15 protein-coding genes are annotated in these 23231 nt (G+C 38.3%); 6 read left to right on the top strand and 9 right to left on the bottom strand.

The genetic code is table 11. The features are described 5' to 3' along the window. Positions 1-81: 81 nt before the first annotated feature. The 6 genes from IIF7_RS00600 to IIF7_RS00625 all read right to left on the bottom strand — a co-directional run bounded on the left by IIF7_RS00600 (position 82) and on the right by IIF7_RS00625 (position 6089). On the bottom strand, positions 82-510 hold the full coding sequence (locus IIF7_RS00600) for a hypothetical protein (protein ID WP_084839764.1): 429 nt from the start codon (positions 508-510) through the stop codon (positions 82-84). 12 nt (positions 511-522) lie between these two features. After that, positions 523-861 carry a DUF4134 domain-containing protein gene (locus IIF7_RS00605; protein ID WP_084839765.1) on the bottom strand — a complete coding sequence of 113 codons (339 nt, stop codon included), beginning with the start codon at positions 859-861 and terminating at the stop codon, positions 523-525. 137 nt (positions 862-998) lie between these two features. Beyond that, positions 999-1472 carry a hypothetical protein gene (locus IIF7_RS00610; protein WP_139801244.1) on the bottom strand — a complete coding sequence of 158 codons (474 nt, stop codon included), beginning with the start codon at positions 1470-1472 and terminating at the stop codon, positions 999-1001. A gap of 240 nt (positions 1473-1712) precedes the next feature. Continuing rightward, positions 1713-2246, bottom strand: coding sequence for a hypothetical protein (locus IIF7_RS00615; RefSeq protein WP_084839767.1), 534 nt, complete (start codon positions 2244-2246; stop codon positions 1713-1715). 12 nt (positions 2247-2258) lie between these two features. Continuing rightward, the gene (locus IIF7_RS00620; protein ID WP_084839768.1) at positions 2259-3476 is read right to left on the bottom strand and encodes a hypothetical protein; all 1218 of its coding nucleotides are present in this window, start codon (positions 3474-3476) and stop codon (positions 2259-2261) included. 198 nt (positions 3477-3674) lie between these two features. Beyond that, on the bottom strand, positions 3675-6089 hold the full coding sequence (locus IIF7_RS00625) for a bifunctional aminotransferase class I/II-fold pyridoxal phosphate-dependent enzyme/GNAT family N-acetyltransferase (protein WP_084839769.1): 2415 nt from the start codon (positions 6087-6089) through the stop codon (positions 3675-3677). Between the two features lie 252 nt (positions 6090-6341). On the opposite strand from IIF7_RS00625, the gene IIF7_RS00630 reads away from it, so the two are divergent. The 3 genes from IIF7_RS00630 (at position 6342) to IIF7_RS00640 (ending at position 8136) form a co-directional block, all read left to right on the top strand. Continuing rightward, positions 6342-6686, top strand: a complete 345-nt coding sequence (locus tag IIF7_RS00630) for a DUF7793 family protein (RefSeq protein ID WP_449489473.1) — start codon at positions 6342-6344, stop codon at positions 6684-6686. Positions 6687-6707: 21 nt separating this feature from the next. After that, the gene (locus tag IIF7_RS00635; RefSeq protein WP_084839770.1) at positions 6708-7631 is read left to right on the top strand and encodes a helix-turn-helix transcriptional regulator; all 924 of its coding nucleotides are present in this window, start codon (positions 6708-6710) and stop codon (positions 7629-7631) included. Positions 7632-7845: 214 nt separating this feature from the next. Further along, on the top strand, positions 7846-8136 hold the full coding sequence (locus IIF7_RS00640; RefSeq protein ID WP_084839771.1) for a DUF6520 family protein: 291 nt from the start codon (positions 7846-7848) through the stop codon (positions 8134-8136). 75 nt (positions 8137-8211) lie between these two features. Here IIF7_RS00640 and IIF7_RS00645 read toward each other — a convergent pair whose 3' ends face one another. The 3 genes from IIF7_RS00645 to IIF7_RS00655 are packed head-to-tail and all read right to left on the bottom strand — an operon-like array spanning position 8212 to position 15451. Next, positions 8212-11004: a M16 family metallopeptidase gene (locus tag IIF7_RS00645; RefSeq protein ID WP_176218876.1), complete on the bottom strand. Its 2793-nt coding sequence runs from the start codon at positions 11002-11004 to the stop codon at positions 8212-8214. A 60-nt stretch (positions 11005-11064) separates the two neighbouring features. After that, the gene (locus tag IIF7_RS00650; RefSeq protein ID WP_084839773.1) at positions 11065-12459 is read right to left on the bottom strand and encodes a RagB/SusD family nutrient uptake outer membrane protein; all 1395 of its coding nucleotides are present in this window, start codon (positions 12457-12459) and stop codon (positions 11065-11067) included. A 10-nt stretch (positions 12460-12469) separates the two neighbouring features. Further along, a complete protein-coding gene (locus tag IIF7_RS00655; protein ID WP_084839774.1) occupies positions 12470-15451 on the bottom strand; it encodes a SusC/RagA family TonB-linked outer membrane protein in 2982 nt (993 codons plus the stop codon). A 2017-nt stretch (positions 15452-17468) separates the two neighbouring features. On the opposite strand from IIF7_RS00655, the gene IIF7_RS00660 reads away from it, so the two are divergent. The 3 genes from IIF7_RS00660 to IIF7_RS00670 are packed head-to-tail and all read left to right on the top strand — an operon-like array spanning position 17469 to position 23228. Next, complete coding sequence (locus tag IIF7_RS00660; RefSeq protein ID WP_084839775.1) at positions 17469-19403, top strand: glycoside hydrolase family 97 protein; 1935 nt, start codon at positions 17469-17471, stop codon at positions 19401-19403. Positions 19404-19407: 4 nt separating this feature from the next. Next, positions 19408-20769, top strand: a complete 1362-nt coding sequence (locus IIF7_RS00665) for a glycoside hydrolase family 43 protein (RefSeq protein ID WP_217806666.1) — start codon at positions 19408-19410, stop codon at positions 20767-20769. A gap of 14 nt (positions 20770-20783) precedes the next feature. Then, the gene (locus tag IIF7_RS00670; protein ID WP_084839777.1) at positions 20784-23228 is read left to right on the top strand and encodes a glycoside hydrolase family 95 protein; all 2445 of its coding nucleotides are present in this window, start codon (positions 20784-20786) and stop codon (positions 23226-23228) included. Positions 23229-23231 lie beyond the last annotated feature (3 nt).

Below are 23231 nucleotides of genomic sequence, written 5' to 3' on the forward strand. Positions count from 1 at the left end.
CACATTTTCCATTCGCATAATTCCTCTATGGATGAAAAGCTGCCACCTTCTCCTGATGACCGGCTTTTTTCTTCTCAGTAGTTAATTGAGATATTCGTGTACCTGTCCGATGACAGTGTACCTTAGCTGCCTGTCTTCTTCATTTGCTGTATTAAATCCGTATCCGTCAAAAATGTCCTTGCAGTAATTAATCAGGTTAACGACTTCATAGGTGAGCGTTCCGCTTTCCCGTAACCGCTCATAGTCGGCAGTAAATTCTTCCTCAAGTATGGAAAGGAGGTAGTGGTAACGGGAAGGTTTGAGTTCTTCGGTCATCTGCTCCAGACATAATTCTTCCACAACATACCCGGGTCGGTTTTCAGAAAGTAATTGTTCCGCCAAAGGCATAATGTCCTTTACTTTTGAATCCAGATAGTTGGTCACCAAATAGTCTTCCTGCAAATTGAACATCAATTCAGGATTGTTGTGGACGATAAACGCCCACAACTTTTCTTTTAGTAGTGTCTGCATACTTCAGGAATTTTAGATACCGAAGAATGACTGGATCACGGTAGCCACGACCACCAGGAAAATACAACTGCCAAACCAGGCGGCCGCTACCTTTCCGGTGTCCTGATCGCCATTGTTCCATTTTTGATACACCTTGACCGCTCCGATCAATCCTAGGATAGCTCCAACGGCATACATCAGGTTGGTGCCTGCGGCAAAGTAGCTGCGTACTTTGGTGTTGGCTTCATTAATCCCCTCAATACCATCCTGTGCATAGGCACTGTATTGAATGGCTAATAATGCCATAGCGGCACAAATGGTGATCACCTTTTTTCGGTTAAACTTTGTTGTTTTCTTGCTGCACATTTTCATAACTCACATGTATTAAAGTTTAAAATCAAAAATTTTAGAAATAAAAAGCGGAACGGTTTCGCCGCCACATGCCCATCTTTTTCAATCACTTTTGCCCTTCGGCTCGGGGTTGGGCAGGAAAAGACGTTCCGCCGGGATTATTGCCGTTCTTCACTCCATAATGCATCCACTTCTTCTTCATTGAAGGCCACAATCCCTTGTTTTTCACACTCGGATACAATCAGTTCATTTACTGAAGGGCGAAGCCCCGATGTTTTTACGGAGGGAAATTCTTTGAGGACAAGGCGTAGGTACTGCCTAAATTCTTCCTTGACAAGTTGTTTACCAAGCGCATCGGTAATGACCGTTTGGATCTTTTCGATCAGGTGTTCTACTTCGGCAAATTCGTCATCGGTCTCCTCATCGGTAGTTACCGAAGTATCTTTTGAAACTCCATTTTGCAAAGGTTCATTTTGCGGAAAACCAGATGGCTTTAAGGTAAGTTTTCGTTTGCCTGCTAACAGGGCTTTAAGGTCACTAGAAAAATACCGTACCCCAACAAACAAATAATAAATAGCTAGTAGTATGGCGACCGCCAACAGGTAGTCTGTCCATGAAATTTGGCTAAACATAAGCTGTTTTTTATCGTTACTATTAAGCCCATCAATCTTGTGACGGGGTTTTTCTATTAATTTCGATAACAAAGAAACGCACGAATGCAAGCTGCTACAAGTCCAACTTTTGCTTGGAACCTTTTTGTAACCATTGGAACCTCAGTAAAATAAGCGTGTATCAGGAAGAGATTTTTCAAAAAAAAAAGAGAACCTTATAAAAAAGTTCTCTTTTGTGTTTATGATATGGAAAAATGATTTTTATGGCTTCATCAATTTCCACTTTCTGTCAATGAAAAGTAGTGTAGCGGAGCGGGTTATTGTTTTTGAAAGATCACGTTTCATCAAGGCCGAAAATGGAGTGATATTGGTATAGGTTACGGTATAAGTCACCGGGATAGTTGTTTTTCCATTGGATTCAGAACTATTTCCGAGTTTGATATCGCTTATGGTTTCTTCTGCAATCTTTACTTTTTGAATGTCCAGCCTCCTTTGCTTTTCCGTAGATTGAATCAGATACGGTTGGGCTGCTTCGGTAAAAGAGATTAACGGTGAACCGATATCTTTTAATTTTTGTGTTTTCTGAATAGTAACCATTCTTTTCTCATCAAGTTTTAAATCCAGCAACTTTTTAGCATGAGCAGGATCACTACAAAATATTTCATAATCAATCGTACGTGGATAGTTCAGTTCATCCTTGATAATTTTTAAGACGGTATCCTTATCAGGTTTACTGTTTGTATCGCATCCAACTATTAAAATAATAGCGATGCATAGTAGAAATAGCTTTTTCATAGTATAGTGGTTTTAATATTCTTTGATTTTTTTAATAATACGTTCCAGGGTTTCCACAGCTATCTGTTTATCACGTTCTTCTGCTACATAGGACTTGCTACGCATGCCATCGTAAGAAAGATCTTCTTTATAAGGGGTTGATAAATTGGGTACTATAGTTTTAAATACCTGGCTCATGGATTTTGCAACTAATATTCGAAGTTCATCGGAAGCACGAAGGATAAGTCCCATCTGGTCGGTAGAAAGCATACAAAGAACTTTCTGCTTTTCCTTTGCGGTTGCTTGCTTGTCTATCGGGTTTTTCTTTTTGCTTTGTAGCGGAACAACTGATAGATGTAATTTCTTTTCCAGGTAAAGAATTTCCTGCGTAAACCAATTCCCCAAAACGGTTTCCAGATCATGGAATTTTGGATTAAGGATCATCTCCGGCTTACGATGTAATTGATTGAAGGCTTTGTAATAATAGAGTAGTGTATCCATCTTTTCAATGGTACTATCATGTCTGTTTATTTGTTTGGCGATATGATCCGTAAACAGGTTCATATAGGCCTTGCTGTTAAAGTTTAAATAGATTAGGAATTCATCCAAAGCGGAGTACGCTTCTACTTCTTCTTTATTATATTCAAGTCCTCCAAGTCCTTGAACAAGTGTTTTTTTATAAAAAATATCACGAAACGTCACTTTATAATGAAGTTGTGTGCTATTTATAAAATGATATAATCTTTTAAGAATGATTTCAAATGCGGGATGTGTTTTAAGCTTCAGACTGGCATTTGATTTAAGCTTATCTAATTTTTTCTTTAACTCTTTTTTGGTAACGGAGAGATACATCTCTGGAACCCTTTCGTCCAGGATAAGATTTGTAGAAAAGCGGGTTTCAATAAAAGATAGCAACTCATCTATATTGGAGAGCAGCACTTTAAAGACTTTTTTTAAAATAAGCTTTCGAGAGGTGTCTTCTTTTTGATTTTCGAGTGTCTGATCAAGTAGGGCAATAAGCGATGAATGATACTGTTTGATCAGTAAAGCAATTTCTGCCTCTTTCGTAGTGGAAAATACATGGGTTTTAATAAGTTTTTGAAGACGAATGTTTTCTTCAGGAATACGATTAATAATATTATTAAATTGCTCATTAGTTATAGCCCTCACTTTTGTCTTGGTAGGATTGAGTGTGACTGTTATTAATAAATCAAGCCATTCTAGCGGATATGATTGAACTATATTTTTCATTGTTAATTTAGAATTTTAGAGAGCTGATTTCATAAAAAATTAATCGCTATTGAAAAATTTAGTTTTCACTTAAAATGTTCGCTACATGTGAGCATAACTTCGTTATTTTTTGAAAACAAATAATGCCTTTGTTGTGCTATTTTAAATATGGCTTTTTGAAGAGTAAATATGAAAAAATATGCTTCAAAGGGGTAGTTCTCAATCTTTTCTATGCCAGTCCAGGGCTTCAAGACTAAAGTTATCATCGGCCTGAATGTAGGCTACTTTTGGGATTAATTTTGCCCCTAACTTTCGTTTTTCGAAACTCGCGCTAAATCCTAAATCGACTTTGGTACAATTAAGCTCGTTTGCTCGTTTAATAGTTTGATATAGGAGTTGTCGATAGGTGTTAAATTTCTTGTTTTGATCATAATCCATGCCTACTAAGCTAGGAATATACGTATGTCCCGAATGGGTGCAAAACATCACACCAATCGCTTTTTTCGAGGGCTCAACCTTTGCATTCAATGTGAGGACTAAAAACTCCCAACTTTGATGTTTCCTCATTTCCATAAATAACTTTTTTGGAAACATAAAGGTGTTAATCCCTAAGTTATGGCGCCACACCTGTTGGAACAATCCATAGAATTGATCAATTTCAGAAGGGGATGGATCTTTAATTATCGATAGGGTAAAATAGTTTTCAAAAGCTTTAATCTCTTTTCTAAAATGCTTTCTGGATCGTTTACTAAGCGTATTCAAATACTGCTCTTCACTCTTCCAATGGAGGTTGATAAGTTCACAAGCATCGGGCATAGCTATGGAAATAAAACCTTGCTCATGGAGGAAAGTGTTCAGCGTATTGGTTTTTTTAAAATCCCTTAAAATAATAAGTTGAGCACCAACTTTGGTTTTTATTTCCTCAAGTTTCTCGAGAAATAATCCTGTGGCTTGAAGATGCTTTGGATGAGCATCGTTTAAGAATAAATGAGCTCCCTCTGAAAAAACAGAACCCAGGGATAGCGCCACATCGGTCATATAATAGGGATCTTCTATCCGCAATTCTTCGATGGCTTTTGAGGTATTTACCTCGGAAAGCATGTCATTTTTTAAGAGTGCACTGGTAAGCGGGGCAGCCAAAATTATCCTGGCGTTTTGATCCTTTATCGTGATATAGTGAAATCCCCAGTTATGCTCCTGTAATTGATTGTTGGTAAAGACCTTTTCCAAAAATGCAAGACCGTCCCAGTCGAATGTACCTTTTCCGGAAAAACAGGTATCCCATTCCGTTTTATTTATCTGTTGAATACTTTCGCTATATTCCAGTTGTAATTCCTCAACCGGTGTAGCTGCAGTATGAGGTTCTTTAGGTTGCTGCATTCCAAATGATTTGTGAATCTTGCTTAGGTCAGTATGGGTTTCTGCCATTGCCATGGGAAAATAATGGGTCATCGCATCCACCAATGCCTTGATATCCTTCAATTTGTTATGCCTGGAAATCGTTATCCTAACCCCGGTATTCTTAACAGGAACAGCCGGAAACAATCCAAGGTTTACAAAAAATCCGGCATCGATCATTTTCTTAACAAAATTATATCCGGTGGCAGGTCGTCCGGTGCCAATGTAAAATACCGGGGAGCTGTTTATATGTACCAGCGGCAAATCTGTTAACCCCACTAAATGATTGAAGTAATTGATTTTTTGTTCTAATTCTGATTGTAGCTCATAGATTTCTGGCGACAAATGGATATTGGCAGAAGCAGTTGCGGCAGCCACAGAGGCTGGTTCCAGCTGGGCAGAAAATGTAAGCGGACCTCCAAAATTCTTAATCTTTTGATGTAATTTCTTATCAGGACAAACTAGTACTGCTCCACTGGCTCCAAAAGTTTTACTCAAAGTACCAAACAGTAGTATATTTGGAGGAAGCTCTTTTAATACTGACATCGCATAGCCAGTACCGTGTGGTCCTTTCCAGCTCATTTCGTGGACATCATCGATGTAAAGATGTAACTGAGGATATTTTTTTGATAACACCATCAAATCTTGTAAAGGGGAAAAATCTCCGTACATAGAATACACCCCATCTGCCATATACCAAATTTTTTTGGCTTTATTTTGTAAAGCTTTGATAGTGTGTTCCAGCATGTCCATATTGCTATGTCGGATCATTCGCACGGTTATTCCTTTTGACTTTAATACCTCGGTCGCACTTTGAACACTCCAGTGCACCTGGTGGTCCAGTATCACGGCATCACCGTACCGAACAGCCGTCGAAATTACGGCTAAATGCCCCAGTGTACTATTTTTTGTGATAAGTATGGGGTGTCCATACATTTCGAAAATCTTTTCTTCTAGCGGTGCATAGAGCGGATGTGAAATATATGTTTTAGATAAGGGAAATTGGGTGCCATACTTTTCAATAGCATCTTTTGCGGCATTTTTTAATCGTCTATCTTGTTCAAGTCCCAGGTAACCTGTTGTCCCAAAATGATATGCCGATTGGCCATTAATAGTTATATGCCTTCCATTTAATTCGTCGCCTGTTGCCCGTAAATGAATGACCCCGGCATTGGTAGCATTAGTGATGACTTCATCAACGGAATCTAAGAAATTATTGTGTTTAACCTTCGCCATAACTTTTTGATGTGAAAATTTTCTTTTTTAAGCTATGATAATTATTGATTATAATCCTGACCGTTATAACAAAAAGGCTTTTCGGAACAGTTATTCGGCTTTTCGTTCAAATGCCATTAAAGTCTATGAGAGTAGCTTTTATTTACTTTATAACCCTTGGATACGGGACTATTGAGATGTATTGATTTTTTTTATTTATATTAGTGATATTCAAATTTTTACGGGATGATGGTGGATGGTACTTACGCGAAAATGTGGATTTCCCATGGAATTTTCTATTTTATATATAAAGAGATATATGAGATTGATTGGCCTATGGCTGAGACGATTGTAAGTGAACGCCTACAACTTCAAAACGAAAATTCCTATCCTGTATTCTGCGATCTACGATCCGTTACCACAGCACAAAAGCGAGCTAGGGATTATTTGGCGATTGAAGGTGGTAATTTGACTAAAGCACTCGCCCTGCTGGTAGACGATGAGCTTGCCATGAAGGTTGCGCGCCTATATGTAAAAGCAAGCAAACCGCCTTATCCTACCCGGATATTTACAGATAAGAACAAGGCACTTTCGTTTCTACAAGACTATAAAAAGTAACCCATACTAAAAACTATAATTATGAAAAAGCAAATGAGTAAGGAGGATAAAATGAGATTTGATTCGTTATGCAATCAAATTATCGAGATTGCCTGTGGCAATTTTATGTTTCGACAAGAATCATCTGGTGGTAGAGATCCTTTTGATACTATTTCATTGTTATTGAACATGATGTCTGAGGAAATTGAGGATTCCTGTTTTAACCCCCAGCAGTCGATGGAACAACCCGAATTACATTTTGTAATTTTTTTAGATAAAGAGTATCATATAAGCTCGTATACTTCCGACACCCCTCAAATACTGGAATGGGATAAAGAATACTGGGGCAGGCCGGTATCAGAAGTTCTTTCTAATATTTCGTTTAAAATGTTAAAAGAGGAACTACGTTTAAACGGGGACAAAAACTATCAGCGTTTACTCTTTGTAGATTTTATAATGAAAAATAATAAATTCTATAGAACTTCTTGCACTGTACAGAAAATGATAGGCTCTGATTCGGATATTTCTTATGCACTTAATGTTTTTCGTTCCAAGAATAAAGAAAGGAAGGATGGGAAAAAAAGCATTACTGCAAGGTTATCGAAAACAGAAAAAAAAGAAAGTGCCGCAACAAAATCCCTGGTTAAGCAAGTACGTTTGTATATCCTTCAAAACCTCCATAAGGAGCTGCCTTCCCTTAAAGAACTGGGACTTATTCATCGTACTAATAAAACTAAGCTCAAAAAAGAATTTAAGAAGATGTATGGAACCACAATCCCCAGGTTTCATATGCAAAAAAGAATGGAAAAAGGCGCATTGTTAATCCGTACTACAGAAATACCGATTTCTATTATTAGCCAAAAATGCGGTTTTAAAGATCACTCTCATTTTTCCAGGAAGTTTAGGCTTCAATATGAGAAGACCCCTTCACAATACAGAATAGAAAATTCCTTCTCATCATCATAATAGAATAGCTTTTAGGCTTTAGCGACCATTTTATTTGAGGTTATTTGATGAAATTTACTAGTGTAAATGATCGTAGCCTTTAATAGAAACTACTTTCTTTTTCCAGTGATGTACTGGAAATTTACACCCAAGAAAAAAGACAAATCTTTTTGCGCAGAAAGTAGGAGAAGCCGAAAATCCTTCAAAGAGTAGGTATTTATTAAAACTTCAAATTATGAAAAATTTAAAAGTGATTTTACCGATGTTGGTCTTCATTTTTGCCATAGGATTAACCTTTGCAAGCGTTAAATCCGAGACAAAACCTGATGTTCAAAGTACTGATTTTATTTATCTAGGTAATAATAATTGGCAGGAGATCCCGGAACAAGAATGTCAAGGAACCGAAGAGAACTGTCGAGTTCAGATTGGAGAAGGAGGGCCTGTTTTTAATGTTTATGATGAAATGGATCTAAATACTGAAAAACTTAGTCCGCCTGATCAAGATCCTACTGTGATTAATCTTTAAGATTATTAAGTAGATTTGAAATATTAACCCATTGTAGCTGTTCTACAATGGGTTAATTATAAATATTGAAAAACTTTATTCCATTTTTACTTCGTGCCTGAATTCCGGTTTTAAATATGTTTTAGCTGTCCGGACTATTTCCTCAAAAGTAAGGTTTTTGAGATAATTTTCTATGATTATTGATGCTACCGGAGGTTCCTCAAATCTGTAATAGCGATACAACTTCTTCGCAATATAAGAAGGCTGATTGAGTGCGTGATGTGTATAAATGGATCTTATTCCGGTTTTTTGATTTTCAAATACTTTCTCCGAAATATTACCCTTTTTTAAGTTTTCAATTATTTTATTTGTTTTTTCTCTTATGATAGGTAATTGTTCTGGTAGGCAGCTGAAACGGAACTGTATTTCAATTCGTTGTGTTCTTCTATCAAAATAGCCGCCGGCACTGAATCTATATAATGAAAGTTCTTCCTTATCCCTTAAACCATAAATTAAACTATTAAGCACCATCCCTAAAACCCTTACTTTCAATTCTTCTTGCCAAATTTTTTGGTTTGAAACATTATGAACAAATCTTATTCCATAAAAGGAGTTTTTTGTTTGATACAGGTCAGAGGTACTTAGCTCATAATATTTGGGGCCAATAGGCGTGCCGATTACTTTGTTTTTCGCCTTGAAATTCACTTTTGAAGTGGAAGCTATATTCCCTATATATTTCTGAAAAGAAGCGACCACCTCATTACTATCAAAATCACCTGTAACGATAAATGTAAAATTTTCCATATTCCCAAATAGATCCAAGTAATTTCTATAGGCGATATTCAAATTTACGCTTTGAGATGCTTTTACCAAATCTGAGGCTATGGGAAGCCTCGTGGAGTCTCTTGTTACTTTTTTCAAAGCATCAATCAGGTCGTTTGTGGGGCTTATAAAATGTGTAGCATCCTGTAAAAATCTTTTTTTCCAGTTTTCAAAAACTACCTGGTCTTTACGAGGTTTTGTAAAATATAAATATAAAAGTTGAAGAAATTTATCTAGTTCTTTAATCGATACTTCAGATTCGAAACCACTTTCATTACTAAATATATAAGGGGTAAATCCCATTTTTATTGATTGCGTGTTTTCATAAAAATTCTTTAAGTCCTTGTTTTTGTAAGATCCGACTCCTAAGCTTTTAATAACGGATGTAGCAAACATGGTACTATTATATTCTTCTTTCGGATAACAAGACGCCCCAAATGGTGAGAATCCTCGAATAGTTAAAGTATTGGAGTTTTCGCTCTTCAACGGTTTTAGAATGAGCTTAGATCCATTTTTTAGAGAATATACTTCGGTATCTAATTTACCTAATTTGGCGTATAATCTTTCCCCCTTTGGTAGAGAATCAATTTGGTCTTGGTTTATTAATCTTTTTATTTCAGATTTAGATTTATATGGAAGCACCTTTTCCATAGCTTTTTTCTGAATTATTTCCTGGGTTTTTTCTTTATAAAACAAAGGAGATTCGCTTTCTGAAGGAAATATCAAGCCCATTTTATCAGGTAAAGGTTTTATTATATCCTTTACTAAATGATTTATTTCTTCCTTAGGAAGTTTTGATAACCAATTTTTAATAATTTCTTTTTTATTGAGCGGGAGCACTTCGTGGTTTACAAAATAATTTTCTATTTCGTTTATCCAATATGAACTTTCCAAAGTATTATAGGATTCTATGGTTTTTAAACTATTATTTTTTGCGTTTTCAAATTCTTCCTCTGTAACCCCGTATTCTATAAATTGTCTTAAGATATCTACAGTATTTTCCAACGCTACTACTTCATATTGCAATTCTGTATTTATAGTTATAGTTAGCATATCCGAAGGTATATCCCAAACAGGTGTGTACGAACTGGAAATAGTAGTTTTATTATCTACCTTAGAACTTTCGCTAAATCTTGTTTTAAGTATTTCCGTAATAAGTTCTCCCTTTATATGTCTTTGTAGTTTACCTAAGCCTTTGTCCTCTTTTTTGTCGACCTTATGCTTATAAAAAAGATACATGTTAACAGTGTTAAAAGCATATTTAGAATTGCCATTTGATTTTCGAAAAACACTGGTGAAACTTTTTTCAATATTTGGTTTATTTCGTTCTTTTCTTTCAGGTTCTACTTCAATTTCTAAGGACTTTAATTCCTGGAAAATGGATTTAATGCTATCTTCTAGTTTTTCCGAATTTTCTATATTTCCAACAATCACCACAGCCATTCGTTGTGGTTGATACCATTTTTTATAAAATTTTTGTAAATCCTGATGGGGAAAATTTCTGTTATGCAAAGAAAAAGGTTTGGTACTGTTAACTTCCGAAAAGAGGTTGCTATAAACCTCGTTATACGCTAATTTTTGAGCACGACTAGCGGCACTACCTCGATATTCTTGCAACAAGACACCTCTTTCCCTATCTATACTTTTTTGTGAAAGATCCAGACCTGAAGCAATATCTTTAAACCAGAGTAAACCGGTATTTATAGTTTCCTCATTTTCATATGGAACATTATAAAAATATCTTGTAACCCTTGCGCCCGTTCTTCCGTAAATATTATGCGGCTGCATATCAAGATGACTCAGTTCTTTAGAATTACCTTTAAGGCCGCCGGGAAAATTAGCGCTCGGTCTAAAGGATAGGTGTTCAATATGATGAGCAAAATTTAATTCATGCTGTTGTTGATTTAAGGAACCGACTTTTACTAAAAAAATCATTCTGACGTGCTGGTTAGAGTTTTTGACAGGTTTTATAAAATAAGTAAGTCCGTTGTCCAAAACACCTGTTTTTATGTTTTTATCCAGAGTCCAATTATCTTCGGGATTATCATCAGTAGTTTGCGCAGACATGGATAGCCCTCTTAAGAATATTAGACTGTAGACTACTAATGTTTTTAATAATTTCATAAGTTAATATCCGGGGTTTTGAGTTAGGTTAGGGTTTTTTATTCTTTCCTCTGCTGGAATAGGATAGTGCAGGTCCGTATCTTCCCAAAATGGATTATTGTCCCATATATTTTCATACCTGTCTGTTCGCTTTAGGTCTAACCATCTATGACCCCATTCGGTAAAAAATTCTTTTTTGCGTTGCTCCATTATTTCATCAAGGAGTATTTCGGTTTCTAGATTATCTGTATTGGAAAGTGGAGCCAGGCCAGCTCTATTTCGAATTGTATTAATATCGTCTATTGCACCCTTGTGATCATCTTGCATAAGTCTGGACTCAGCCCTTATTAAGAACTGTTCGGCTAGCCGAAGCACCATAGAATACTCTGTACTTGGCTGCTCATTACTATTCCATATTTTATATTTAAACGGGAAGTAAGCGTTAAGGCTTTCATTATAGCTAATCCAGTTTGACAATCGAAGATCATCATCATTGAAATTTGCAATAAAATTTTCATTCAATTGAACACTTGCCAAGAATGAAAAAATAGGATCTATGATAAAAAAATTACCTTCATTGGTATGTGTCGTTGTTGCTCCGCTTCCTATGGGTGATATTTGCCATATAGCTTCTTGGCTATTAGCCAGAAAAACATCACTTAACTCTTCCTGTAATATATAGGAGTTGTTCGAAATAACTTGGCTGCTCAACTCTTCAGCCTTTTGCCACTGCCGGTTGTAAAGATGTACTCTGGATAGCAAAGCCATGGCAGTATACCTATTAACTTTAGTACGAATATCTTCGTTTTCGTCTGTTAGGTTTTCAATGGCATCTTCTAAATCCAGTATAATTTGTGTATAAATTTCCTCGGAATGAGTTCGACTGGCAAGTTGATTTTGCTCATAGTCGGTGGTGAGTACAAGTGGAACTTCACCATAAAGGTTAACCAAATAAAAGTAGGTAAAAGCTCTCACGAACTTAGCCTCTCCCTGTAACTGATTTTTAACCTCAGAACCTATGGTTTCTGACGATTGTAATCCTTCTAAAAAGGCATTCGTATTATAAATCATATTATAGGCACTAGTCCAAAGAAATAGGTTTGAGGTGTTCTCAGCGGAAATTTCGTGTTGCTGGAATTCCATTCGGACGAGATTGGTTTCCCTAATGTTCATTAGTAGGTTTCCCGAAAGGGCTCCTAAAACTGTTACACTGTATTGTGTCCCGTTACTAAAAGAGGATCGGAATAATTCGTTATATATCCCTGTCATGGCGCTTCTGGCCGTTTCTTCACTATTAAAGACATCCTCTCTTATTATTTTATAATCGGGTGCGTCGACCTCTACAAAGTCTTCGCAAGCAATTAAAATGGAAGCCATAAAAAATACCATTGTTTGTTTTATTCTTTTTTTAGTTAACATAATTTTTTATTTAAAAATTAAACTGAAGACCGGCGGTTACTGTCCTAAGGTTCCCAAATGAAGTATTGGAATAGGATAATTCGGGATCTAAACCTTCATAAGGAGATATTGTAAAAAGGTTCTGGCCTGTAAGAAAAATTTTCCCTTCCGTTAATAGGAATGATTTTAAAAGACTTTCCGGCAAATTATACCCTAACGAAAATGTTTTCAAGCGTAAGAAGGAAGCATCCTGTATAGGTAAGTTCGAATTTACGGCATTGGAATAAGCTTGATTAAATGCAGGTAACTGTGATATTCTTTGGATATCTCCGTTTGAATTTAAAGCATCCAAGACAACACGCCTTTGGTTGGTAGGTCTGCCTGCATTAAAGAATGAAGCCATACCTTCATGTTTTACATATTGCAATAAAAACTGGAGGCTAAAATTTTTAAAGCTGAGATTATTATTAATTCCGCCGTAATATTCTCTGGTTAAATCCTGGATTACTACCCTGTCCTCATAATCAAAACTTCCATCACCATTAATATCCGCAATCCTGTATAAACCCGTTTCCGGATCAATTCCTTCATATCGATATAAAAGGGATATGTTTACGGGGTGACCGATTCTATAGGTATTTGCATAGGAAGACTGTTCAATATTCGGATAACTTACTAAGCTGTTTTTTGGAACACTAAAATTCAGGGAAGTCTGCCAACGAAAATTATCTAAGTTAAGATTCATTGAAGATAGCTCCAGTTCCCAACCACTATTCTCTACTTTGGCCGGAAGATTAGCCTGAACGGTGTTGAACCCTGTAATAGCAGGCAAAGGATATCCTACCAATTGGTTGGAAGAACGGTTACGATACCAGCTTATTGCAAGATTCAGTTTGTCTTCTAGAAACCCCAATTCCAGTGCAACTTCGAGTTTTTTGTTAACTTCCCAAGAAAATGAGGGGTTAGCAAGGGAAACAGGATATAAGCCTCCGGGACCCGGAGTAGCTTCGTAGGCATCCAAATAACCGTAGTCGCCAATCTGATCATTTCCGGTAGTACCATAACTCCCCCTTAATTTACCAAATGACAGCAATGGCAGGGCATTTTCAATGAGCTGTTCCTCGGAGAAAATCCAAGCTGCACCTATTGCTCCAAAGTTTGAAAAACGGTTTTTCGGGCCGAACCGGGAAGAGCCGTCACGTCGCCCCGTAAAATTTATAAATACTTTCTTCTTCCAATTTGTCCCTATCCGGGCAAAGGCTGCAGCATATCTGTATTGATTTGTTTGGCTTGAAGCATTAATTACTTGTTCGGCTGCATCTAAATTGCCAATAAGCGATTCGGTGACGTAACCGGCTCCCTGATATCTGATCTGGCTATTAGTATTTTCCTGAAAAGTTCCGCCAATTATAACATCTAAATTGAAATCACCGAAATATTCATTGAAGATCAACTGAGGTTCCAAAATCCAAGATTTTCTATCGGAATTTAAATGAAAAGAATTGTTTGGTTCACCTGCGGAAGGATTATACGATCTGCCCGGGCGTTTCATTAACTCCTGACTTTCGTAATATGTATAACCGGCATTCAATCGTATTTTTAAACTGTTTAGAATTTGATAGGATAAACCAAGGTTAGATAATAAGTTTCTGGTTTCCGTTCTTCCACGATTATAGTAACCGGCCAAAGGGTTTTCTAAATCAGCTACTGCCCATTCTTCCCAATTTATACTGCCATCATTGTTAAAAAGTTCGGGTGCATTTGGAGGTAATAAAACCGTTGATGAACTTAAACTATTGCTCCAAAAAAGTTTATTGATGTCTACTCCGTAATTCGCAGAAAAATTGATTTTTAGTTTTTCATCTTCAGATAAATGATCAATGTTTAAATTACCGGTTATTTTGTTGTAAGTATTATCTCCTGGATAAACCGTTCCTTGAGAAAAATAAGAACCGCCCAATCTAAAGAAAGTTTTATCATTCCCTCCTGAAAAGGAGAGATTGGCATTGGTAGTTTCAGCAGTGCCACCAAATAAAAAATCCTGCCAGTCGGTGTATCGATCTTGATCCCATGTTACCAGATCATAAGCATTTTGTGCCGTAGGTTCAACCCCGTCATTTTCAAAAGCCAGTCTTCTTACTTCCAAATACTCTTGGGTGTTTAATAAATCCAGCCGATTGGGAACGGTGGTAACGCCGGTATATAATCTGGCTTCTAGACCCGATCTGCGTTGTTTCCCCGTTTTAGTGGTGATCAAAACAACTCCGTTGGCCCCACGCGAACCGTATATCGCAGTAGCATCAGCATCCTTTAAAATTTCAATACTTGCAATATTCGAAACATTCAGGTTATTTAATGGGTCTAAACCAGCATTACCTATTATTGAATTTGTTTCTACAGGGGCTGAATTAACAGGAACGCCGTCAATAATATATAACGGATAATTTCCTTCCTCTCTAAGACTATTAGTCCCTCTAATGCGAATGGTAGAAGCTGTTCCCGGATTACTTCCACCCGGTATGATTTCTACTCCTGCCATTCTTCCTTGCAATGCTTGTATGGGACTTACCACAGGTTGCAGTTCTATTTCTTCACCGGTAACTCTTGCGATATTTCCCGTTCGTTCTCGCTCGGTGGTATTATAGTAGCCGGCGTTAATAACGACCTCAGATAAGGCATCGGTTGACGGTTGCATTATTAAGTCTCCGGTAAACCCGGGCGTGAGTTCTTTTTCTATGGTTTGATAGCCAACATAAGAGTAGAGGAGGGTGTCACCAATAGATGCACGGATACTGTAATGACCATCCATATTACTCGTGGTTCCGGTAGCGCTTCCTTTAATAAGGACGTTCACGCCCGGAAGTGGTAAACCATCCTGATCACTAATGATACCGGAAATAGTCTGTTGGTTTTGATTGTTTTGGCTGTAGACTTTACCAGTCTCTAGCTGAAGAATTATATATAATAGGGGTATTAGTACTGCAATATTGCAGCACCTGTAATTATTTTTCATAATTTCGCTGTGGTTTTGTTTTACTTTATTAGTTAATCAAGCCTTAAGCCTTCCCCAATGCTTCCAACACGCGGGAAGGCTTTTTTAGCTTATAGCCTACCCTAAGGCTAATTCAAATTGTGTGGTTTTGCTTTCTTTTATTCTTATATATTTTGTTTTAGATTACACATGTATTCCTCATCATTTTAGGGCATACCTCACCCACCCATCACCACAACATTGAATTTTAGAAATTGGGTTTGCTGCGATTCCCGGAATACCCATTAGATAGCTCCCAATGGATAACCAATAAAAAAGTAGGGTCTTAAAACTGCAAAACCAGTACTATAATAATATATAAGAAGAAAAGCTTTGAAAGAAGTCTAATCAAAAAGAGACGTGGTGACTCAACTTATGCTTTGAGGTACTGGTATACCTTGCACACAATAAGTGAGCCCACGTCCCGGGTCGTGAGCATTTCACTTATCATCTCGTGTGCTAAAAATTACCAGTTTTCAAAGCGAGATTCAAAGCGACTGCTTCTAATATTTTTACTGTAAGAAGTTTCGCAAATATATTAATATGAGGTAAATATAATAATTTTTTTATCAACGCGGTCTACAGACCGCGTTTTTTTGTTATCCATCCTTTTCCTTTGTTGAGGATGGACTATAACCACGCTATATATAAGTATATAGAATACCTCTTCGAAATATCCGGATCTTCCAAACGGAAGTTTGCAAAAGATCATTTTATCGAGGATAGCACTGTGCGTGACATTTTAAATAGAGGTGATTACCAAATAAGTTTAATTACAATATTCAGAATCTGTGAAGGAGAAAATATTAGTCCTTCGGAATTCTTCGGTGAAGTCGAAAATATGTTTCCAGAAGTGAAGATTAATAAATAAACCTAAGTAATTCAATTATTATTTGTGATTTCATATTTTGAATATACATAAGTATGCGATTATTCCATATTGTCTTTTTAGTATTCTTCAATTTCTACTTTCCTGAAATAAGTTGACTAAAAATTAAAGACCTTTAGTACTATATCTAAGGAAAGAACAAAATCAACACTGTCGAAAAAATTCCTACAAAAAGTAGGTTACGATCTCAAGCTACTGATCATTGATCAAATCCTAAAATGCACAGATTTCAATCAAACATCCCATAAATATCAAGTTTCCAAGGAATTGATCTATTAATAGGTGAAAAAAATACATTAGAATAAAAGAAATATGCTACGAGCAAGAAAGATGAGATGAAAAAACTTAAAGAAAAAAATAGAAGAATTAAAATTTGTAAAGGGCTTACAACAGTACATTATTACTGATATGGAACTCATTACCGGAGTTGACATGTCAAACCTGTCTGCCGGCAGAGAGAAAATTATTACCCGAAACATTAGCAGACGAGATCGAAAAAAAGAATCAACAGAACACCTAAATATGAATATGGTTTATTTACAAAAGGCCATATTTTAGTATCAAAATAAATGCACCAAACTTGTTCATCTCAGAAACTATCATTCCTATAAAAGAAACGATCAAAATTTTGAAATCTTGACAATTTAAACCGTTGAAAATTAAATCTAAAAAGGTTAACCTAATACAGGGTGTAATATACGGTTGTATTATTGCCTTCTACGCTAGTATGTACACATCTACTCGATGAAGAGTGGGTGGAGGAAATACCAAGGCTATAATTTATGACAAAAAGAGAAAGAGGCTTTATCTGAATTAGTTTAATAGGTTGAATATTAGATTTCTAAAAAAAAAGAAATAAAGCCTTGAATTCCATACCATTTTATAGCAAAATTACTGGCTGCTGCCCTAAATAGTTCTATTTTAAAAAATTTAATAAAATTTAGTTAGAAAAAAATCAATGCTATCTGTAAGTATTTAAGCAAGATAAGATTTAAAAAATTTTAATGTAATTTAAAAACTTTTTGTATTTTAGATAAAATTTAACTTATAGTCTTTTGAACCATTTGTTGAATTTAACATCTAAAGTTTTGTATTACAAGTATAAAATTCATGAAAATCTCATTCTCCGTACTTTTATTATGCCTCAATGCAGCTCTCTTTTCACAAGAGTATCATTTAAGCGGTCCTAACAAGAAACTTCAACTCACAGTAAACCTTGTTTATGGGAAACTAGTATATTCGGTGGATTATGAAGGAGTAACATTAATTGATAAAGCTCCCTTGGGTTTCAGCTCAAATGAAGGTGACCTTACTCAAAACCTCACTTTTGTAGAAGCTCAACAGAATGAGTTATCCAAAAGTTATACTCAGGAAAAAATTAAGCAATCTCAAATCGACTACAAGGCAAATACGCTTCGCTATACCGTACGCAATAGTGAAAATAAGGAATTTTCTATTTTATTTCGGGTAAGCGATAACGATATCGCTTTTCGATATGAAATTCCAAAGTGGGGCGACACCCGGGCCATCGTACTTGAGGAAGAAGTTACCGGGTTTAGCTTTCCACAGGAAACTACTTCTTTTTTATCAAATGTGATGCGGCCTATGACCGGGTTTGCGCGTACTGCTCCCAGTTATGAGTCGGCATACACCGCAGACAAGCCCATAGCCGAACAAACCGCAAGTGGTGGTTATGTTTTTCCCGCACTTTATAAAGTAAAGGATGAATATTGGGTTTTACTTTCCGAAACCGGTGTGCGCAGTTTATATCCGGCATCGCACTTAAGCGCGTATCAGGACGGGACGTTTTATATTGAATTTCCCAATCAAAAAGAAAACAACGGTTATGGCAGCAGTAGCGCACAATTAGGGCTTCCGGGTATAACGCCCTGGCGTACACTCACCGTGGGCAAAAGCTTAAAGCCTGTTGTAGAAACCACCATTCCCTGGAATGTGGTTGAGCCGCTTTACGAGCCTTCGCAGGATTATGAATACGGTAAAGGCAGCTGGAGCTGGATCATTTGGCAGGATGCCAGTATGAATTATGAAGACCAAAAAGCCTATGTCGATCTGGCTGCAGCGATGGATTTTAAATACATCCTCATCGATGCCTGGTGGGATGAGCGTATAGGTTACGAGCGTATGAAAGAACTCATTGATTATGCGGCCTCTAAAGATGTGGGAGTATTTCTCTGGTACAACTCCAATGGGATTGTGAATGACGCCTTCCAGACTCCGCTAAATAAAATGAATACCTCTATTGAGCGTAAAAAAGAGATGAAATGGCTTCAGGAAGCCGGAGTAAAAGGCCTTAAAGTCGACTTTTTTGGAGGAGATAAGCAGGAAACGATGCGCCTGTATGAAGACATACTTTCAGACGCTAATGACTATGGACTGATGATCATCTTTCACGGTACGACCTTACCTCGTGGTTGGGAACGTATGTACCCTAATTTTGTAGGTAGTGAAGCGGTTGTGGCTTCAGAGATGCTGGTTTTTGTGGAAGATGTGCGTAAAAAAGAGCCCTATAACGCTACCTTTCATCCCTTCATTCGCAACGCTGTTGCCAGTATGGAATTTGGTGGCGTGGTGCTTAACGACTACTTAAATAGAGGAAACAAATCCGGACAAAAACGACTTACTACCGATGCTTTCCAATTGGCGACAGGGGTATTGTTTCAAAACCCGGTACAAATGTTTGCGCTTACGCCAAATAACCTGAAAGACGCTCCCCAGTTTGAACTCGATTTTCTGAAAGAATTGCCCACAACCTGGGATGAAATCCGTTTTATTGATGGTTATCCAGGGAAGTTTTCGGTACTGGCAAGGCGAAATGGAGACACATGGTATGTTGCGGGAGTTAATGCCGAATCAGAATCTAAAAAACTGAATCTGGACCTTTCTTTTTTAGCAGAGAAAACCGCGAGCCTTATCAATGATGATAAAGATGGCGACACTTTTACTAAAGAAATAAAGATTCCTAAAAACGGAAAACTAAAACTGACCATTCAGTCAGGAGGCGGTTTTGTAATTGTAAATGAATAAAGCGATGAACCAAAAAAATCTTTTTCAACTGTTTAGCTTACTGGTTTTTTCTACGGTTTTCGCCCAGAATCCCATTATACAGACCAATTATACGGCAGATCCTGCACCTATGGTTTACAACGGAAAGGTCTATTTATACACTTCGCACGACGAGGACGATTCTACCTGGTTTACCATGGATGACTGGCGCCTATATACCACAGTAGATATGGTAAACTGGACCGATTATGGTACCGTGCTGAGCTATAAGGCTTTTGATTGGGCGCAGCGCAATGCCTGGGCTCCGGTTACTACAGAGCGGGACGGTAAGTTTTATATGTATGTGCCTATAACAGACCGAAATGGCAAAAATGGAATTGGTGTTGCGGTGAGCGATAGTCCGTATGGCCCTTTTATAGACCCGTTAGGCAAACCCCTCGTTCAGGAAAGTCAGGCAGATATTGATCCCGCGGTTTTTGTAGATGATGACGGGCAGGCTTATTTGTTCTGGGGAAATCCGGTGTGTTTTTACGCAAAGCTTAACGAAGATATGATCACGTTGGGAAGTGAAATTCAGCAAATTCCCAATACGATAGAAGCTTTTGGGAAGCGGGAAGGGGAACCTAATGAAAGACGTCCTACGACCTATGAAGAGGGCCCCTGGGTGTATAAACGCGACGGACTTTACTATCTCATTTTTGCCGCAGGGCCATTACCCGAACACTTGGGTTATTCTACCAGCAAAAACATCACGGGGCCGTATACATACCAGGGCAAAGTGATGCCCAGACAGGGCGGGGCATTTACAAACCATCCTGGGGTGATAGATTATAAAGGGAAAACCTATCTGTTTTATCACAATGCGGCACTTCCCGGGGGTAGCGGCTTTACACGTTCGGTGGCTGTTGAAGAGTTGAAATTTGATAAAGATGGAACTATCCCGGAGCTTCAAATGACCGATGGGATTGAGAAAAGTCTGCAGGTTTTAAATCCCTTTATAAAAACGGAAGCGGAAACCATAGCCTGGTCTGAGGGCGTTAAAGCTCACGAAAATGAGAGCGTTGGTGTTTTTGTGACCGCGATGAAAAATGATGCTTACATCAAAGTAAAAGATGTTGACTTCAGAGCAAAAGGTGCAACCCGTTTTACGGCTCGTGTGGGAACCACCCACAACAGCGATGTAAGTATGGAAGTTCGCCTCGACAGCAAAGAAGGACCGCTGGTAACCTCTTTTAAGGTGCCGATGACGGGAGGCGACGACCGCTGGGCTTTGGTATCTCAGGAGATCGAGAAAGTAAGCGGCGTGCACGATCTCTATTTCGTTTTTAAAGGAAAAGCAGCAACTAAAATTATGTTCTTCGATTACTGGATGTTTTCAGAGAACTAAATCCAATTAAGACTATGAATATTAAGAGCAGCATTTTACTGATTTTTCTGAGCTTTTCGGCTTTTGCCCAAAAGCCCGATATGACGCTGCGTTATGATGAACCCGCAAAACTTTGGGTGGAAGCGCTTCCGGTTGGGAACGGCCGTCTAGGCGCTATGATTTATGGCGATCCAAATCATGAGATTCTTCAGTTGAATGAAAATACGCTTTGGGCCGGGCAGCCGTATCGAAATGACAATCCAAATGCTAAAGAAGCTCTTCGGCAGGTACGCAAACTTATTTTTGACGGAAACTATGCGGAGGCTCAGGATTTGGTCAACCAAAAATTCTTTAGCGGCAAAAGCGGAATGCCCTATCAAACCCTCGGGAAACTTCATTTGGATTTTAAAAATACAGGAGCGGTTACCGATTACCAGCGCACCCTGGACCTGGAAACCGCTGTGGCGACCACACAATGGTCGCGAGATGGTGTCGCTTATACAATGGAAGTTTTTTCGTCTTTCCCTGAACAGGTTATTGTGGTTCAACTCACCGCAAGTGAATCTGGAAAGCTCAATTTTGCAGCTTCTTTAACCAGAGAGGAGCGAGCTGCTTCTTTTGTTGATGATAAAAATAGACTTCGTTTACAGGGAACTTCAAGCGATCACGAGGGTGTTGCAGGTGCCGTAAAATTTGAAGCGCAGGTAAAAGCAAAAACCAGTGGCGGAAGCCTTTCGCAAAGCGAAAACAAACTGGAAATTACCAACGCAGACACTGCCACCTTATACATCTCGATGGCTACCAATTTTAAAAGCTATAACGATATCGATGGGAATGCTGAAGCTAAAGCGATGTCTTTTTTAGATGCGGCTTCTCAAAAAGAATTTGAAGATTTGAAGGGTGCACATGTAGCTGATTATCAATCCTATTTCAATCGGGTTCAATTCAGTCTGGGAGAAACTACTTCTAACTCGGAAACCACCGATGCCCGCGTTGCTAATTTTAAAGACGGAAACGATCTGGCCCTGGTGCCGTTGTATTTTCAGTTTGGGCGGTATTTGTTGATTTCCTCTTCGCGACCGGGGACGCAGCCTGCTAATTTACAGGGGATTTGGGCTGAAGGTTTAAAGCCTGCCTGGGACAGCAAATACACCATAAACATCAATACTGAAATGAATTACTGGCCGTCTGAAAGTACTAATCTTTCAGAACTCCACGAGCCTTTAATTCAAATGATACGGGAATTGTCTGAAACCGGTAAGCAAACCGCCCCCGAGATGTACGGAGCTTCGGGCTGGATGGCGCATCACAATACCGACATCTGGCGTATTACAGGCCCGGTAGACGGGGCTTTTTGGGGAATGTGGCCTATGGGGGGCGCCTGGCTTTCGCAGCATTTGTTTGATAAGTATGAATACACCGGCGATACGCAGTTTTTAGATTCGGTTTATCCCATTTTGGAAGGTTCAGCACGCTTTTTACAGGATTTTTTGGTTGAAGAGCCCGAGCATAACTGGTTGGTGATCGCACCTTCCATTTCACCAGAAAATGCGCCCTACAGCGATCATCCCGAGTCGGTTACTGCCGGAGCTACAATGGATAATCAGTTAGTTTACGACGTGTTTACCAAAACCCTGAGAGCTGCAAAAATTCTAAATAATGAAAACGAACTTTTAACGCGGATTGAAGCCAGCCTCAAGCGTTTGCCACCTATGCAAATAGGGAAATGGGGACAATTACAGGAGTGGATGTACGACTGGGATAATCCCGAAGATAATCATCGCCATGTATCCCATTTATACGGCTTATATCCTTCCAATCAAATTTCACCCTATCGCACCCCTCAGCTTTTTGAGGCGGCTAAAACTTCTCTGGTAGCTCGTGGTGATGAGTCTACCGGCTGGTCTATGGGCTGGAAAGTCAATCTCTGGGCACGCCTGCTTGACGGAAACCACGCGTATAAACTGATTAAGGATCAGCTCACACCATCCATTAAGCCTGATGGCAAGCAACGCGGAGGTACCTATCCCAATTTATTCGACGCGCACCCGCCCTTTCAGATTGATGGGAATTTTGGCTGCACGGCCGGGATTGCTGAAATGTTGGTGCAGAGTCACGATGGTGCGATTCATATTTTACCGGCGCTACCCGATGCCTGGGATAAAGGCGCTATAAGCGGTCTTAAAACCCGTGGTGGTTTTCTGGTAGATCTGGAATGGGAAAATAGCCAAGCCAAAACAATCAACATTACTTCCGAATTGGGAGGTGTGTGCCGCATCCGTTCGTACGAACCTTTAAAAGGCGATGGTTTAGCAAAAATTAATGGAGAAGTTGAGAATGGATTTTTCCAAACACCGGAAATTCCTGAACCCCTGATAGCAAATCCGCAGGAATTAAACAAGCCGGAACTCAAACTCGTGTTAGAATACGAAATGAATACGCAGGCGGGTAAAACCTATACCCTAACGCTAGAACAGTAAAAA

The organism is Zunongwangia atlantica 22II14-10F7 (genome assembly GCF_002094855.1).
Lineage (GTDB): Bacteria > Bacteroidota > Bacteroidia > Flavobacteriales > Flavobacteriaceae > Zunongwangia > Zunongwangia atlantica.

Bases quoted from the DNA above. Each gene is read 5' to 3' on its own strand.
- IIF7_RS00655 (WP_084839774.1), bottom strand. From the start codon at position 15,451: ATGAAAAATAATTACAGGTGCTGCAATATTGCAGTACTAATACCCCTA.
- IIF7_RS00635 (WP_084839770.1), top strand. From the start codon at position 6,708: ATGAAAAAGCAAATGAGTAAGGAGGATAAAATGAGATTTGATTCGTTA.
- IIF7_RS00650 (WP_084839773.1), bottom strand. From the start codon at position 12,459: ATGTTAACTAAAAAAAGAATAAAACAAACAATGGTATTTTTTATGGCT.
- IIF7_RS00620 (WP_084839768.1), bottom strand. From the start codon at position 3,476: ATGAAAAATATAGTTCAATCATATCCGCTAGAATGGCTTGATTTATTA.
- IIF7_RS00600 (WP_084839764.1), bottom strand. From the start codon at position 510: ATGCAGACACTACTAAAAGAAAAGTTGTGGGCGTTTATCGTCCACAAC.
- IIF7_RS00670 (WP_084839777.1), top strand. From the start codon at position 20,784: ATGAATATTAAGAGCAGCATTTTACTGATTTTTCTGAGCTTTTCGGCT.
- IIF7_RS00615 (WP_084839767.1), bottom strand. From the start codon at position 2,246: ATGAAAAAGCTATTTCTACTATGCATCGCTATTATTTTAATAGTTGGA.
- IIF7_RS00660 (WP_084839775.1), top strand. From the start codon at position 17,469: ATGAAAATCTCATTCTCCGTACTTTTATTATGCCTCAATGCAGCTCTC.
- IIF7_RS00665 (WP_217806666.1), top strand. From the start codon at position 19,408: ATGAACCAAAAAAATCTTTTTCAACTGTTTAGCTTACTGGTTTTTTCT.
- IIF7_RS00630 (WP_449489473.1), top strand. From the start codon at position 6,342: ATGTGGATTTCCCATGGAATTTTCTATTTTATATATAAAGAGATATAT.
- IIF7_RS00640 (WP_084839771.1), top strand. From the start codon at position 7,846: ATGAAAAATTTAAAAGTGATTTTACCGATGTTGGTCTTCATTTTTGCC.
- IIF7_RS00610 (WP_139801244.1), bottom strand. From the start codon at position 1,472: ATGTTTAGCCAAATTTCATGGACAGACTACCTGTTGGCGGTCGCCATA.
- IIF7_RS00625 (WP_084839769.1), bottom strand. From the start codon at position 6,089: ATGGCGAAGGTTAAACACAATAATTTCTTAGATTCCGTTGATGAAGTC.
- IIF7_RS00645 (WP_176218876.1), bottom strand. From the start codon at position 11,004: ATGTCTGCGCAAACTACTGATGATAATCCCGAAGATAATTGGACTCTG.
- IIF7_RS00605 (WP_084839765.1), bottom strand. From the start codon at position 861: ATGAAAATGTGCAGCAAGAAAACAACAAAGTTTAACCGAAAAAAGGTG.